This is a genomic window from Streptomyces sp. NPDC104096, assembly GCF_055584385.1.
This window is the reverse complement of the sequence record NZ_JBVJMD010000024.1, coordinates 75,587-90,019: the sequence shown is the minus strand read 5'-3', so window position 1 is coordinate 90,019 and position 14,433 is coordinate 75,587. Positions and strand designations below refer to the sequence as shown.

General features: G+C 68.9%; 13 protein-coding genes and 2 pseudogenes. 7 read left to right on the top strand and 8 right to left on the bottom strand.

The features are described from left to right. Positions 1 to 215: 215 nt before the first annotated feature. Positions 216 to 1,157 (bottom strand): SDR family NAD(P)-dependent oxidoreductase, encoded by a 942-nt coding sequence (locus ACZ60B_RS24005; RefSeq protein WP_469390130.1) that lies wholly within the window; start codon positions 1,155 to 1,157, stop codon positions 216 to 218. A 168-nt stretch (positions 1,158 to 1,325) separates the two neighbouring features. On the opposite strand from ACZ60B_RS24005, the gene ACZ60B_RS24000 reads away from it, so the two are divergent. From ACZ60B_RS24000 to ACZ60B_RS23990, 3 genes and pseudogenes are all read left to right on the top strand, one after another. Then, positions 1,326 to 1,880, top strand: a complete 555-nt coding sequence (locus ACZ60B_RS24000) for a TetR/AcrR family transcriptional regulator (protein WP_469390128.1) — start codon at positions 1,326 to 1,328, stop codon at positions 1,878 to 1,880. Between the two features lie 220 nt (positions 1,881 to 2,100). Then, positions 2,101 to 2,495 (top strand): annotated as a pseudogene (locus ACZ60B_RS23995) (transposase); the annotation flags it as partial. Positions 2,496 to 2,600: 105 nt separating this feature from the next. Further along, positions 2,601 to 2,762: a hypothetical protein gene (locus ACZ60B_RS23990; RefSeq protein ID WP_469390217.1), complete on the top strand. Its 162-nt coding sequence runs from the start codon at positions 2,601 to 2,603 to the stop codon at positions 2,760 to 2,762. Between the two features lie 327 nt (positions 2,763 to 3,089). On the opposite strand, the gene ACZ60B_RS23985 is transcribed toward ACZ60B_RS23990, so the two are convergent. Beyond that, entirely contained in the window at positions 3,090 to 3,866 is a 777-nt protein-coding gene (locus ACZ60B_RS23985; RefSeq protein ID WP_469390126.1) for an SDR family oxidoreductase, read from the bottom strand. Between the two features lie 176 nt (positions 3,867 to 4,042). On the opposite strand from ACZ60B_RS23985, the gene ACZ60B_RS23980 reads away from it, so the two are divergent. From ACZ60B_RS23980 to ACZ60B_RS23970, 3 genes are all read left to right on the top strand, one after another. Continuing rightward, a complete protein-coding gene (locus ACZ60B_RS23980) occupies positions 4,043 to 4,930 on the top strand; it encodes a helix-turn-helix domain-containing protein (RefSeq protein ID WP_469390124.1) in 888 nt (295 codons plus the stop codon). Between the two features lie 234 nt (positions 4,931 to 5,164). Continuing rightward, positions 5,165 to 5,377: a hypothetical protein gene (locus tag ACZ60B_RS23975; RefSeq protein WP_469390122.1), complete on the top strand. Its 213-nt coding sequence runs from the start codon at positions 5,165 to 5,167 to the stop codon at positions 5,375 to 5,377. Between the two features lie 23 nt (positions 5,378 to 5,400). After that, the gene (locus ACZ60B_RS23970) at positions 5,401 to 6,018 is read left to right on the top strand and encodes a TetR/AcrR family transcriptional regulator (RefSeq protein WP_469390120.1); all 618 of its coding nucleotides are present in this window, start codon (positions 5,401 to 5,403) and stop codon (positions 6,016 to 6,018) included. A 396-nt stretch (positions 6,019 to 6,414) separates the two neighbouring features. On the opposite strand, the gene ACZ60B_RS23965 is transcribed toward ACZ60B_RS23970, so the two are convergent. The 3 genes from ACZ60B_RS23965 to wrbA form a co-directional block, all read right to left on the bottom strand. Continuing rightward, positions 6,415 to 6,786, bottom strand: coding sequence for a YybH family protein (locus ACZ60B_RS23965; RefSeq protein WP_469390118.1), 372 nt, complete (start codon positions 6,784 to 6,786; stop codon positions 6,415 to 6,417). Between the two features lie 86 nt (positions 6,787 to 6,872). Beyond that, positions 6,873 to 7,166, bottom strand: a complete 294-nt coding sequence (locus tag ACZ60B_RS23960) for a muconolactone Delta-isomerase family protein (protein WP_469390116.1) — start codon at positions 7,164 to 7,166, stop codon at positions 6,873 to 6,875. A gap of 201 nt (positions 7,167 to 7,367) precedes the next feature. After that, complete coding sequence (gene wrbA / locus ACZ60B_RS23955; protein ID WP_469390114.1) at positions 7,368 to 7,982, bottom strand: NAD(P)H:quinone oxidoreductase; 615 nt, start codon at positions 7,980 to 7,982, stop codon at positions 7,368 to 7,370. A 524-nt stretch (positions 7,983 to 8,506) separates the two neighbouring features. Here wrbA and ACZ60B_RS23950 point away from each other — a divergent pair. Continuing rightward, positions 8,507 to 9,220: an SDR family NAD(P)-dependent oxidoreductase gene (locus ACZ60B_RS23950; protein WP_469390112.1), complete on the top strand. Its 714-nt coding sequence runs from the start codon at positions 8,507 to 8,509 to the stop codon at positions 9,218 to 9,220. A gap of 507 nt (positions 9,221 to 9,727) precedes the next feature. Here the strand turns inward: ACZ60B_RS23950 and ACZ60B_RS23945 are convergent. From ACZ60B_RS23945 to snpA, 3 genes and pseudogenes are all read right to left on the bottom strand, one after another. Further along, positions 9,728 to 12,508 carry a SpoIIE family protein phosphatase gene (locus tag ACZ60B_RS23945; RefSeq protein ID WP_469390110.1) on the bottom strand — a complete coding sequence of 927 codons (2,781 nt, stop codon included), beginning with the start codon at positions 12,506 to 12,508 and terminating at the stop codon, positions 9,728 to 9,730. A gap of 58 nt (positions 12,509 to 12,566) precedes the next feature. Continuing rightward, positions 12,567 to 12,796, bottom strand: a pseudogene (locus ACZ60B_RS23940) (nucleoside hydrolase); the annotation flags it as partial. 478 nt (positions 12,797 to 13,274) lie between these two features. Then, positions 13,275 to 14,039 carry a snapalysin gene (gene snpA, locus ACZ60B_RS23935; RefSeq protein WP_469390108.1) on the bottom strand — a complete coding sequence of 255 codons (765 nt, stop codon included), beginning with the start codon at positions 14,037 to 14,039 and terminating at the stop codon, positions 13,275 to 13,277. Positions 14,040 to 14,433 lie beyond the last annotated feature (394 nt).

Here is a 14,433-nt window from a genome sequence, read left to right as displayed (position 1 = left end):
TGCGACGACGTGAGCCGCGGGCGACCGCGCCATGCCGTCGGAGCTGACCGATGGGGTCGTCGATCCGATCCGCGGCACACCGAAGGCATGCGTGCCCAGCTGAAATGCCTGGTCAACCGCGGCATCCTCACGAACCCGACCCCGAACCCGAACCCGGCCTGTTCATCCTCACCTCGCCAAGACCGACCACTCCAGGGGCGGACTCGAGCTGAGATTCAGACGGAGGCCTGCAGAACATCCGCTGAAAGGTCCCAGAGCCGGCGGGCGCTGTCGGGGTCGATGGCGTGGGCGGCGACGCCGCGGCGTACTCCGGGAGTGTGCGGCCCGGCTTCGCGGCAGTCCTCGAAGTAGCGGCCGGTGAGGCCGTCGACCAGGGGAGACGCTGCCAGCAGGACAGGGGTGGCGGCGCCCTGGGCGATGTTCTTGACGGAGACGCCGGAGGTGCCTGAGGGATCGAAGGAGGCGGGCGGCGTGTCCATGTGGCGGCCGAGGCCGGTCCCCCAGATGCGCCCTGGGTTGCATGCGTTGACCGCAATGCCGTCGGCGGCCCAGCGTTTCGCGGCTTCCACGGCGAAGAGAACATTCGCGGTCTTGGACTGGGCATACGCCAGCCATGGGTCGTAGGGCTCCTTGGTGAAGTCGGGGTCGTCGAAGCGGACGGGTCCGTTGATGTGCCCGACCGAGCTGAGGACGACCACGCGGGCGTCGCCTGCTGCCGTGAGTGCGTCATGGAGGCCGACGGTGAGGGCGAAGTGGCCGAGGTGGTTGGTCGCGAACTGCAGTTCCCGGCCGGCGGGAGTGCGCAGTTCGGGGGTGGCCATGATTCCGGCGTTGTTCACCAGGATGTGCAGCGGTCCGGTCCAGTCGGCGACGAAGGTGGCGACGGACGCCGGGGCGGCGAGGTCCAGCTGAGCGGCGCGCGTCAGGTGGTTGCCGGTCTCTGTGGTGATCTCCTGCGCGACGGCCGTGGCGGTCTGCAGGGTGCGTCCGGCGACGGTGACCTCGGCGCCTGCTGAGGCCAGGGCGCGAGCGGTCTCGCGGCCGAGGCCTCCGGTGGCGCCGGTGACGACGGCTCGACGGCCGGAGAGGTCGATGCCGGTGACAATCTCGGACGCGGTCGACTGCGCGCCGAAGGGTGTGGTGATGCGCTGCGCCATGGTTCTTCCCTGTTTCTGCAGGACGCGCGCCGGGAGTGTGCGGCGGCCGCGTGCCGTGAGGTGGGTGGGCGGATACAGAGGGGCCGCCTACGATGGAGACGTAAGCGGAGTCGAGTCCGGTTACGCGTCGACGATAAGCGGAGCCGACTCCGCTTGCAAGGAGGGGTGATGCAGCGCTCACTGCGGGCGGATGCCCAGGCCAACCACGACCGCCTGCTGGAGGTCGCTGCCCGTACCTTCGCGCAGCAGGGCGCCGACGCCTCCCTGAAGGCCATCGCCGCCGAAGCCGGCGTGGGGATCGGCACCCTGTACCGACGCTTCCCCACCCGCGAGGACCTCATCGAAGCCACCTATCGCACCGAGACCGACCGGCTGTGCGCTTCGGCCGAGGAACTGCTCGCCGATCGCGAGCCCCTGGCCGCGCTGCGCACGTGGGCGGAAGCGTTCGTGGATTACATGCTCGCCAAGCGAGGGATGGCCGATGCACTGCCGACGATCCTCGCCACCCGCGACGGCCTGCGCCGGCACACCCGCGACGCCCTGGGCGAGGCGGTGACAACCCTCCTTGCGGCCGGGATCGCTGCCGGCCAGGTGCGCGCGGACGCCGAGCCGAACGATGTCCTCATGGCACTCGGCGGGATCACTCTCATCAGCGGTCACGAGCAGCAGCGCGATCTTGCTTCACGGCTCGTCATCCTGCTGCTCGACGGCCTCGCCCCCTGACTACCGCACGGCCCGGAAGGACGGTGCCGGGCCCGGCACACCTCCGTGACGACTGCGGCCGACGGGCATGCGGGTGCCGGCAAAGAATCCTTGAGACCGGCGCCCCCGAGCAGCAGAACTGCCGGTCTCGGCCAGCTATCGCGCTCAGTCACCCCTGCCGCAGACGCAAGCCACCTCAGACGCCATTTCAGTTGGCGTGGTCCTGCGGCGGCCTGGGGTGATGAACGCCGCCTTTGTCGAGCGGATGGCGCCCGAAGAGTTATGGACGTTGTTCCAGCGGGTGGTGCCGCCCGCACCGGTTCGCCCGCAAGGTGGCGGGCACCGTCGGCGAGAGGACCGCGAGGTGCTGTCCGCGATCATCCTCGTGGCCCCCTCGGGCTGCGCCTGGAACCAACTCCTGCCGGGCTTCGGGCTGTCGGGGGTCACCGCCTTTCGGCGGTTCACCGAATGGACCGAGGCCAGGGTGTGGGCGAAGCTCCACCGCCTGGTCCTGGACGAACTCGGCGCCCGGGGCGAGCTGGACCGGTCATGGTGCGCGATCGACCCCGTCAGCGTCCGGGTCCTCAAAGGGGGCACCCGACAGGACCGAATCCGACCGACCCCGATCAGGTCGGCCACGCCGCGCTCACCGGCGGCCCGTACCAGGTGCGGGGTGAAGGCGTCGATGACGTTCGTCAGTCCGGCAATGCTCAGGTCGATCCGGCGCCGCCCCTGACCGGCATGCAGGTCTTCGACGGGCGCGGACAGGATGACGTTGTCGTTGAAGAGCAGGTCCGCAACACCCAGGCCATGCTCTGCCTCGCCCGACGCCGAACCGACGTGCTCTTCGCGATGCTCCGCGACGGCACCTTCTACCGACCACCGACCTCGACCGCCCCTTGACCAAAGTCATAGGGGCACCCCCGGAGGTGGGCCGCTGTCGCCGATCCGTACCGTGACCTGCCGGTCACCCCGAGTTGCGAACCGCCCTCGGGCTGGGGCCGCGAATCAGTTCGCCACGTGGCCCCGATGAGCTCACGACTGCAGGAACAGCGCAGGGCGGGGCAAGAGTTGATCTACTGGCGGCATCGACTGAGCCGAACGTACTCACGACGTTCCGCTGTCCGGTTGCAGGGGCCAGTTGCTACAGATCGCGACGTGGCTGAGTCTCGAGGGGTCTCGGCCAGATGGCCGCCGGCCAAGCCGAGGCCGGCGGCGCACAGGGTGTGATCAGCTGGGCTGGGCCGTCGGCATGATGAAGACCTGCGGAAGGTTGACCCGCAGCGGCATCGAGGCGATGAAGCCGACCGTCTGCGCGATGTCCTCCGACTGGAGCCAGTCGATGGTCTCCCTGGAGCCCTCCAGCCACGCGCCGGCGCCGGGGTCAGTGACGTGGCTCTGCAGTTCTGTGCCGACGATGCCCGGCTCGATCGCCGAAACCCGCACGTTCTTCGGGCCCAGCTCGACCCGGAGGTGCTTGGACAGGTGCGAGACGAACGCCTTGGTACCGGCGTAGACGGCGAAGGTCGGGTAGAGATTCTGCGCGGCACTCGACGAGGTGTTGATCAGGTCGGCCACTCCGCGCTCGGCGGCCGCCTCGACCAGCTGCGGGGTGAACGCGCCGATGACGTTCATCAGCCCGGAGATGTTCAGGTCTATCTGGCTCTGCCACTGGTCGATGGCCAGCTCCTCGATCGGGGCCGGAAGCATGACCCCCGCGTTGTTGAAGAGCAGGTCCGCGCCACCCAGGTCGTTCTTGACCCGGTCGGCGGCGGCACGTACGGCCTGGACGTCGGTCACGTCTGTGGTGATCGCCAGTGCGGTGCCGCCGTTCTTCTCTATGCGGGAGACCAGTTCGGCAAGCCTGTCCTCGCGCCGGGCCAGCACGGCGACCTTCGCGCCCAGCGATGCCAGGTGCTCGGCGGCCGCCTCGCCGATACCGCTGGAGGCGCCGGTGACGACAGCGACTCGACCGGCCAGGGGGGCGACAGAAGTCTGCGAGGTCATGGAGAAAGCACCTTCCGTGAAACATTCGGGAGTGCGGTCCGCTCATCCGGACCGCTCATCCAGCACACCACCGCCAGACCCACTGCCAGGGCCGCGTGCCGCACCCTGTCGAGGCTGGTACCGACAGGGACACCCAGGTCGAGTATCGGGCTCCCACTGGGCGCCAGACTGGATGCATGCACTCCCGAAGCGAGCTCGCAGACTTCCTGCGTAACCGGCGCAGCCGGCTCACCCCTGACAAAGCGGGGGTACCCGAGGACGGCCGCGCGCGCCGGGTTCCGGGCCTGCGCCGCGAGGAGGTCGCACGACTCGCAGGGGTGAGCACCGAGTACTACACACGACTCGAACAAGGTCGAGCCGGGAACCCCTCACCGGAGGTCCTGGAGGCTCTGGGCCGGGCCCTGCACCTGGACGCGGCCGAGACGGAGCACCTCCGGGATCTGCTGACCCGGCCGAACGCCGCCACCCGCCGCACTCCCCACACCCCGCAGCGAGTCCGTCCGGGCCTGCATCTAACGCTGGAAACACTTCAGCACGTGCCGGCGTACGTCCTGGGTCGGCGGACCGACGTCCTGGCCTCCAACCGACTGGCGCGAGCCGTCCTCACCGACTTCGACGCCCTGCCGGTACCGGCCCGCAACCTAGCCCGCTACTACCTGCTGGACCCCGCCGCCCGGCAGACCGTCGGCGACTGGGAACGCATCGCCGCCGAAACAGTAGGGATCCTCCGCCTCGAGGCCGGGCGCCGACCCCACGACCGGCAACTCGCCGATCTGGTCGGCGAACTCATGCTGCGGTCATCTGAGTTCACGACCTGGTGGAACGACCACCGGGTGCTACGTTGCACCCACGGCGCCAGGGTTCACCACCACCCCGTCGTCGGTGATCTGCACTTTGCCTTCGAGTCCTTCCCGGTACCCGGGGACGCGGAACAGACCATGTACGTCTACAACGCCGAGCCGGGCTCACCGACTGAACAGGCACTCCGCCTGCTCGAGTCGTGGAGCGCACCCGGCCCCGCCCCTGAGTACAGCCCGTCTCGTCCCACTCCCCCCTCGGTCTGACGCCCCGGAGCCCTCCCGCAGCAGGGGCCGCTGACGCGCCGAGCGGGTCTCGAGCGGCCACCTCGTCGAGGAGTCGGCCTCCTGCCGCCGTTCGTCCGTCGGCGGAGCCTCGACCCATTGAGACGGTGCACGAGCTGTCGTGCGCACTTCCACCATCAGGAGTCTTGGATGGGTCTTCCCCTGCCGTAGACAGACACCGACGACCCTCGCTGGACGAAACGCGGAGCCATCCACGTGTCCGTCGTCGAAGGCGTCACCGAGTGGGTGTCCGACAACGTCTGCTCGGTCAAGGTCCACACCGACATCACCGACGGTCACCTGGGCTTCGTCGAGGCGGACATACCGCCCGGCGCCTGCCCGCACCGGAGCAGGACGCTGCCGGCGACGCGCCGCCAGACTCGGCACCGTGATCACCGAGGTGTGACGAAGGTAAACACCGCGACATAGTTGGTCGGTCGTATACTTCTGGTATGGGACGGACCAGCGACGCCAAGAGCAAGATCCTTTCTGCTGCTCACGCACTTTTCGAGCAGCGGGGCTACTCGGCCCTGGGTGTCGCCGAGATCTGCAAGGCAGCGGGCGTTCCCAAGGGGAGCTTCTACTACTTCTTCGACTCCAAGGAGACCCTGGCTCTTGCCGTGATCGACGAGCACTGGGCAGCCGAGCGGCGCGACTGGGAGCGCGTTCTGCACAGCGACGCCGAGCCCCTCGAGCGGCTGCGGCAACTGTTCGAGGAGACGGAAGCGGTTCAGCGGGCCGCCCAGGACAGCTGCGGCGCAGTCGTCGGGTGCATGTTCGGGAATCTCTCCCTGGAGATGAGCAACCAGGCCGATGCCGTTCGCGGGCGCCTGCAGGAGATATTCGAGGTTCAGGTCGAGATGGTCGAGGCGGTGATCATCGCGGCTCGGGAGCGTGAGGACGTGACCGTGACCGACACCCACGGCGCCGCCCAGTCGATCGTGGCACAGCTCGAGGGCCAGGTGCTCTTCGCGAAGCTGTACAACAACCCCTCCCGACTGAACAGGCTCTGGCCGAGCTGTCTCGCCCTGCTGGGCGTTCCCGATCTCCAGGTCCCGGCCCACACCTGACGGGGGTGTTTCCGGCCTTCCACGGTGAGGGTGGCGCTCTCATCGGCCCGGGAGTGGGCGAGTCGGCGTACCAGGCAACCATCGTGGGAGCACGGGTGAGGTACCCGTGCGTGGGCCGCGGTTCGCCGTTGCGTCCTTCCCGGCGAGCGCGGAGGTGCGGGCCCCAAAGTCGAAATGGCGGAGGCCGCGACACGGCAACCGCCTTCGCTGCGGCTGCGTCCGGTGCGATGCGAGAGGTCCGCGGTACCGGGGGCGGACGCCCGGTGCGCAGAGCGACGAGCTCGTCGATGCCATCGTGCCCGGCAGCGCCCGCCGAACGGCGGTGCCGGCTGCACGATGAGCCGGTGCGTCGACAGAGGCGCACCGGCTCATCGTGTTCGGACATTCCCCTGCGTGTCAGTCGCGCAAGGCGACTTGATAGTGGCCGATGTACCACTCACCCGCGAGACGTCTGAGGACGACGCCGAGGGTGACCGGAATCGTCGGCCGGTCGGTGAAGGAGAAGTCGACGCTGAGGTATCCGAGCAGGACGTCCTCGGCGAATGCGCGGGTCTCCAGCACCTCGTACTCCGCCACCAGGCCGAGCGGCTGGGAGGCGTAGTACTGGGCAACCCCCGCACGTCCGACGCTGTAGGGCCGCAGCCCCTGGAAGATCGCGTCCTCGGTGAAGCATGCGGCCACTTCTTCGGGCCGGTGCGCGTCGACTGCGCCCTTCCAGCGGTCCATGACACCGCGCAAAGCCGATCGCTGCGCTTGCGTGTTCTCCATCAGTAGCTCCTCGATTCGCCGGCACCTGCCGGGCACCGTGCTCGGCGGCGAATCGGCCGCTCTGCCGGTGCCGCGCGTCGCCCGATTCAGTACGTCGGGCTCGGGTCGTTGGGGTGTGATTCCAGGGGGGTGATCACCGCGGTCATCCAGGGCCACAGGGGCAGACTGCCCAGAACCTTCTCCCGCAGATCCGTCTCGTCCTCTGCACGCCACACCCCGATGCTGCGAGGCTCGCCCACCGGGCGCCACAGCCGGAGCAGGCGCTTCCGGGTCGCCAGTTCCTTGGCCCGTACGGATTCGGCGGCGCGTCGCCTGTCGACCTCCGCCGGCTCGGTTCCGTCAGGCACAGTGGTGGTCAGCTCCACCAGGTATTCCTTCATGACCTCTTCCTCCACGGATCGGTCCCGACGGGTGGCAGCAGGACTGTCACCCGTCGGTAGATCCTTCGATGCCCGCGGGCCTGGTACGGCCCGCACGCTGACGGAAGGCGGGATGGGACCGGACGGCGGGGTGCCCTCACCCCGCCGACGCCGGGGGACGGCCCACCCGCGGTGACCCGCCGGCACCGCGGGCACGGGCCCTCAGGCGGCTGCCTTGAACGCGCCGGCGAGCCTGATCACACGCTCGGTCTGGATCCGGGCGGCGGTACGGGTGACCTCGTCCACGGGATTGGCGCCCTGGCCGTCGACGTGGGAGGTGCCGTAGGGATTGCCGTCCACGAACTTGTGCGGGTCCGTGAAGCCGGGGGTCACGGTGATGCCGCCGAAGTGATGGATCGATGTGTAGAGGGAAAGAAGGGTCGCCTCCTGCCCGGCGTGAGCCGTGGCACTGGAGACGAACCCGCTGTAGATCTTGTCGGCGAGCTTGCCCTGGGCCCACAGGCCACCCAGCGAGTCGATGAACTGCTTGAGCTGGGCGGAGACGTTCCCGAAGCGGGTGGGCGTACCGAAGATCACAGCGTCGGCCCACTCGACGTCCTCGGCGGTGGCCTGGGGTACGTCCGCGGTGGCCGCGTGGTGGGCGGCCCAGGCGGGGTTGGAGTCGATGGCGATCTGGGGGGCGAGCTCGGCGACCTTCAGCAGCCGGACCTCGGCACCCGCCTTGAGGCCCGCGTCATGAAGTTCCTTTGCGATCTCGGTGATCGTGCCGGTGGACGAGTAGTAGATGACGGCGAGCTTGACGGGGGTGCTGTCCATGGATCTGCTCCGTTCGGATGGGGTACGGCGGCAAGTAGCCGACCGGTCGTCTATGTCGAAACTAGGCGCCGTCCTGGTGAGCGTCAATCCGGTCGGCCGTGAGACACGGCACACGGCACTCGGCACCGCCGGGAGGGGCAGAATCGGACGGCCTCCGCCAGGGACGCCCCTGGAAAGCGGTCCGCGATCGGCCCGGTCGCGATTTCCGGGATCGCCGCCGACTGCCCGGCCACCACCCCCCGCACGACCCCGCGGCCGGCCTGTTCGCCGCGAGCGGGGATCACCTCGCGCGCGACACCCGCCCCTCCGGCGAGGCCCACATCCTCCGCCCGGGCCCTGCCGACCTACAGGGCGCATGCCGCCCGGCGGAACCGCTTCGCCCGCACAGCCGACTGGCGGCGCGAGGCCGGTGGGCCGACCCCTCGGACTACGGGTCCACAGTCCCGCATAAATTGTCGACCGGTCGTCTATAGTGCATGGCACGCGGCAGCAGCCGAACGAGCCACCACTCCCGGAGAATCACCATGAGCACACCTGACCGGAAGGTCGCCATCATCACCGGCGCGTCCCAGGGCATCGGCGCCGGCCTGGTCGACGGCTACCGCAAGCTCGGCTACGCCGTCGTGGCCACCTCGCGCAGCATCGCACCCTCCGACGACCCGCACGCCCTGACCGTTCAGGGAGACATCAGCGACCCCGACACCGCCGAGCGCGTCGTGCATGCCGCGATCAAGCGCTTCGGTAGGGTCGATGCCCTGGTCAACAACGCCGGCATCTTCGTTTCCAAGCCCTTCCACGAGTACACGCAGGCCGACTACGACAGCGTCACCGGCGTGAACGTGTCCGGCTTCTTCCGCATCACCCAGCTGGCCATCGAGCAGATGCTGCGCCAGGGCGGCGGGCACGTCGTCCAGATCACCACCAGCCTGGTCGATCACGCGAGCTCCGAACTGCCCTCGGTGCTGGCCTCGCTGACCAAGGGCGGCCTGCAGTCCGCGACCAAGGCCTTGGCCATCGAGTACGCGGACCGCGGGATCCGCAGCAACGCGGTGGCCCTCGGTGTCATCAGGACGCCCATGCACCCGGTGGAGTACCACGAGACGCTGGGAGCGATGCACCCGGTGGGCCGCATGGGTGAGATCCAGGACGCCGTGGACGCGGTCCTGTACCTGGAGAACGCGCCCTTCGTCACCGGCGAGATCCTCCACGTCGACGGCGGTCAGAGCGCCGGCCACTGACAGTGGACGCACGCCCGGGGCGCCGCGGAAGACGGCACCCCGGGCCTCTGCGAGTCCGGACCGTCGACGGGCCTCCCCACACGGACGCCCGGGCTCGTACACCCCGATCTCAACGTGCTCATGACGGCGCCGGACACGAGGACCCGGCCGCCGAGTTCCACGACCGGCTGCGCGACCGGGTCCGCACGGTCGCGAGCCGGGACCCGGAGCCGACGCCCGGCATCATCGACGCGCAGTCGGTGAAGGCAGCCGCCTCGGTACCGGCTGCGACCAGGGGTTTCGACGGCAGGGTCACGAACCCGCACCCGTTCCGCCACCCGATCCCCCGACGCTCCACCACCATCCAGCCCTTGGCGCCTTCCTACGCCCTGAGGCGAAGCGTTGGAGGTGGCGCAAAGGGGGATGCCGAGGTCTCCGACCACCGATCATCGTGGTGTCGTCCACGGGTGCTACCGCCGGTGCAACCGGTCCGACCCGACTTGGTGGTCCAGGCACCATGGCCGGTCATCACGCGGCGACCGCCCCCGTGGACCCCACGCCCATGGACAGCGGTGTGGATGGTTTCCGGTCAGACGGGCGCCGGTTCCGGGCCGGGTGTACAGGGAGGCCCTGTTCCGCCCAGACGACCTTGCCGCCCGGTGCCGAGCGGCAACCCCACCTGCGGGCCAGCTTGGCGACGAGGAAGAGGCCGCGGCCGTGCTCGTCCGTGGTACGTGCGAGACGCGTCCGCGGGCCGCAGGAATCGGTGTCCGACACCTCGCAGGTCAGGGCCTGGTGCCGGATGAGCCGCAGCCCGATCGGCCCGGTTCCGTGGCTGACGGCGTTGGTGACGAGTTCGCTGACGATCAGCTTCGTAGCATCCTCGAGACCTTCCAGGCCCCATTCGGTCAGCTGCTGTGCCGCGAGGTCCCTGGCGTTGCGGACTGCCGTCTCGTCACAGGGAAGTGTCCAGAACGCCGTCCGGCTCGGGCTCAGCGCGCGGGTGCGGATGAGGAGGAGGGTGACGTCGTCGCACAACGCCTGGTCCGGAAGGTTCCGCGTCGCGATGTCGCAGAGTTCTTCCAGCGATCGGCCGGGTTCCGCGAGCACCCTGCCCAGGCGGTGCATTCCTTCTTCGATGTCGCGGTCGCGCGATTCGACCAGACCGTCGGTGTAGAGGGCGAGGAGGCTCCCCTCGGGCAGCTCCAGCTGCACGGACTCGAAGGGGTCCCCGAGTCCCACCCCCAGGGGAGGACCGGCGGCGAGGTCGGGGTAGACGACACGGCCCTGCGCGTCAATGATCGCAGGCGGCGGGTGTCCCGCCGACGCCATGGTGCATCGTCGGGTAGCCGGGTCGTAGACGGCGTACAGGCAGGTGGCTCCCGTCACCGCGGGAATCTGGTCCGGGAGGTCGCAGTCTTCCTCACCGAGCCTTTGAACCGTGTCGTCGAGGTGGGCCAGCAGTTCGTCGGGGGGTAGTTCCATGTCCGCGAGGGTGTGGACGGCGGTGCGCAGCCGGCCCATGGTCGCGGCGGCGTGGAGGCCGTGACCGACCACGTCACCGACGACGAGGGCCACGCGCGCACCGGAGAGCGGGATGATGTCGAACCAGTCGCCGCCGACGCAGTGGTCCGCGTCTGCGGGCAGGTAACGCGACGCCACCTCGACCGCCATGCCACCCCTCAGACGGCGCGGCAGCAAGTGACGTTGCAGGGTGAGTGCGGCGGTGTGCTGGCGGGTGTACTGACGAGCGTTGTCCAGGGAGTGCGCTGCGCGGTGGACGAGCTCCTCGGCCAGCACCAGATCGGCGTCATGGAAGGGCACGGGATTCTTCGTGCGCACGAACAGCGCCACGCCCAGCAGGGTGCGCCGTGCACGGATGGGTACGACCATGAGCGAGTGCATTCCGTTGTCGCGGATCCGGTGTCCCAGCCTCGGCACCCCGTCGACCCACGTGCCCGGAGCGGTGTCCAAAGCCGCCTCAAGGCGGGACTTCCCGGCACTCAGGACAGCGGTGAGGGGCGAGACCGGCGGAGCGAGGACCAGTTCACCGCGCACCCACGGGGATTCGGGGATCCCGTGGTTGATCGAGGCCAGGCCGGCACGTCGGAGGCCGGGGAGCCGCCTGCCCGCGGTGCCGATACCGACCGGGGGGCCTTCACCGAACGAGACCGACTGTTCCAGGTCCACGGCGACATAGTCGGCGAGCAGCGGCACGGCGAGGTCGGCCAGTTCCTGGCTGACCTGCATCACATCCAGTGTGCTGCCCAGACGCGCGCCGGCCTCGCCGAGAAGGGCGAGGCGCTCGCCCGCCTGCTGGTTCTCGATGACGCTGGAGCTGATCATGCACACCCCCAGCGCCTGCCCGTCGGCGCCCAGGAGGCAGTGGAAGGAAACCGAGAACGGACGCTCCTCACCCAGGCTCGTGGGCCGCCACATCCGGTACTCGTGGACCTTGGTGGTGCCGCTCTGCAGCACCTGCCTCATCAGCGCCTCGAGCACGTCGGCGCTGTGGTCGGGCTGGACGTCGCGGATCTTGCGTCCGAGCCGTTGATCACGCGGAATGCCGTCGTGGCTCCCCATCGCGTCGTTCGCCCAAGTGCACCGTAGCTGCAGGTCCCGGATGACGACGCCGATCGGCGTGCGGGCGATGAGCGGTCCTCGCACCGATTCGTTCAGCCTGTCCCCATGCAGTACGCCGGCGTCCGTCAGGGACACGAGCCAGCGCAGTGCCCCCTCCTCTCCCCGCAGCATCGAGATCCGCAGACAGATGTCGAACATACGACCGTCGCGGTGGCGCACCTCCGTCGTGCCCGACCATGCGTTCCGGACGTGACCCTGCTCGACGAAGCCGGATGTCGTCAGCACCTGAGTGAAGTCCGGCAGTACGAGGTCAGCGGTCCGGCCCACAGCCTCTCCGGCGGAGTATCCGACAAGCTGCTCGGCAGCCTGCGTCCAGCCGACCACCGTTCCCCGATCGTCCAACAAAGCGATCGCCGTGTCGGACACATCGGCAGCAGTCAGAGCCTTACCTAGAGTTACCATGCCAAGAGCCGCTGCGGTCACAGAGACACCCTCCTTGGACGGCCAGGAATTTTGACGGCGTGACGCCGGGTGGCGATATGCCCCTTTTGCGCGAATGACCGAGCAAGTGCCGGCTTTGTGACAGCGCCGCGGCAGGGATTGCGTACGACTCGATCGCAGATCGCCGTACGCCTGCCACGCCAGCCCCTGCCCTGAACGGTCAGCCGGGCATTGCGTCGGGACACGAAGACCTCCGGTGCGGTGCTGTCCCGGACAGCACCGCACCGGAGGTCTTCGCCATGATCAAGCCCGTGACTGTCAACAACTCTCGTGATCAACACACCTAGCGCTCCATGACCCCCAGGCGCAGGTCCACGCACCTCGCGATGTCGACGTCGAATGCCACGCCCACCAGCGGCTGCTCGCGAGCCCCTCGTGTGTCTCGGATTCGCCGATGCGGGTGCGGCGGTCGACGACGGTCCGACCTCTGGCGGGTCCGGAGCTCAGCGAGACCTCCACAGGCAGACGGCGTGTGGTCAGCCCCTGAGGGTCGGCGACCGCGCATACTGCGCCGGGTGCCGGCCGGGCGAAGCGGTCCGGAGCCCACGCGGGCGGACGGGACGGCTTGACCAGCAGCAAACGCGGGGAAGTTGCCGCACTCCGGGGGGATGGAGAGAACCGCAGGCCGCGAGAGGACATGGAGGTCCTCAAGCGGGCCACGGCTTTCATCGCGAAGGAGACCCGGTGACGATGCGCCCGTTCATCGTGGCGGAGAGAACCACAGGTCACCACGTCAAGCGTGCGTGCGAACTGCTCAAGAACCAACTTCTGCCGATCGTCGCCGGGCGGCAGCGTCGGCCACCGGCCCGGCTCTGTGGGTCACGTTCAAGGTCTCCACCCAGTGGGCGGTCGGCTTCCTTGGCTCCGCCCTGCCGGGACGGTCGTAGGAGCATCAGCGTCTGTCGCCGTCCCGCGAGAATGCTCAGACGACCGTTTTGGGCATGTGATGGAAACCACTCTCGACAGCGAGCCGTTTCCCACTGGAACGCGATCAGTTCCAGGGCGCGTGGCGGTGCGGACGCCACGGACCGTGGCCCGGCGTCACGGTCCCTACCGACGGTGCAGCGCTCGGGCCGCCAGCGGGCTGAATCACCGTGCCCGAGGCCTGCGCGCTTCCGCCGGCCCACAGCTCGTCGACACGCGCGCGCTCAGTGGCATCGGGGTAGCGGTTGGTGCAGGACGGGCCGGGGCCGCCACCCGACATCAGCTCACTGCACGGCCCGCTGTAGTCGTCCGGCAGGCCCAGCACGTGCCCGGTCTCGTGGGTGACGACGCGGATCGAGTCGTTCTGCTGGGTCTGGGTGTAGTCGAGGAAGATCTGGCCTCTTCCGTGCCCGTCGGTAGAGGCGTGGGACCCGCGCGGGTCGTTGCCCTCGTAGTAGGAGAAGTCGGCCCCGCTCGAAGCCTCTTCGAGCTTGACGTTGGACTCGGAGCTGTTCCAGATCGCGGCCGCGCTCGATATCTGTGAACGGAAGCTCGGCGCCTGCGAGGCGTCGTAGTGAAGGGTCACCGCCTGCCCGCTGGGCCGGGTGGCGTCCTTCTCGGCGGCCGACTTGAGCACGGCCTCGAAGAACGCCTTGTTGTTCGCGGCCTCCTCTGCCGAACCGTCGTACCCCGCCGTGGAGGTACCGGCGGAAGCGGGCGAAGTGGCGGCCGGCTGGGCGCTCGCCGGCACCGCGGCCCCCAGCGCGCTGGAAGCGAGACCCAGGCCGAGAGCGAGGGCGAGGAGTCGCGGGGACATTCGGAACGAATTCATATGGGGGCTCCTACTGACTCGGTGACGCCGAGCACCACAGCGCGCGGTCGACTCGGCGTGAACACCGGTTCCGAACTGCAGCGACGTCCTGTGGGTCGACATTCTTAGAACTGCTCGACAGGACGCGCAATGGGCCCCACCACTACGACGCTTCGTAGACTCCGAGGCCTCGCCAGGGCGGTGCGCGGGCCTCCGGTCCGCACATGGAGGCAGGAGGAAGAGTTGTCGCAGCGTCAGAAGCCTTATGTCACCGGGCAATGGGCGCGCGGACCGGCGGGGCGGAATTCCGGGATGCACAGCACTATCCACATTCGGACGAATTCGGACAAATGCACCGATGTTCACTGCGCCGCATCTACTAAGCGCGCCAGTTCTTTCGCGGGACCCTGTGACC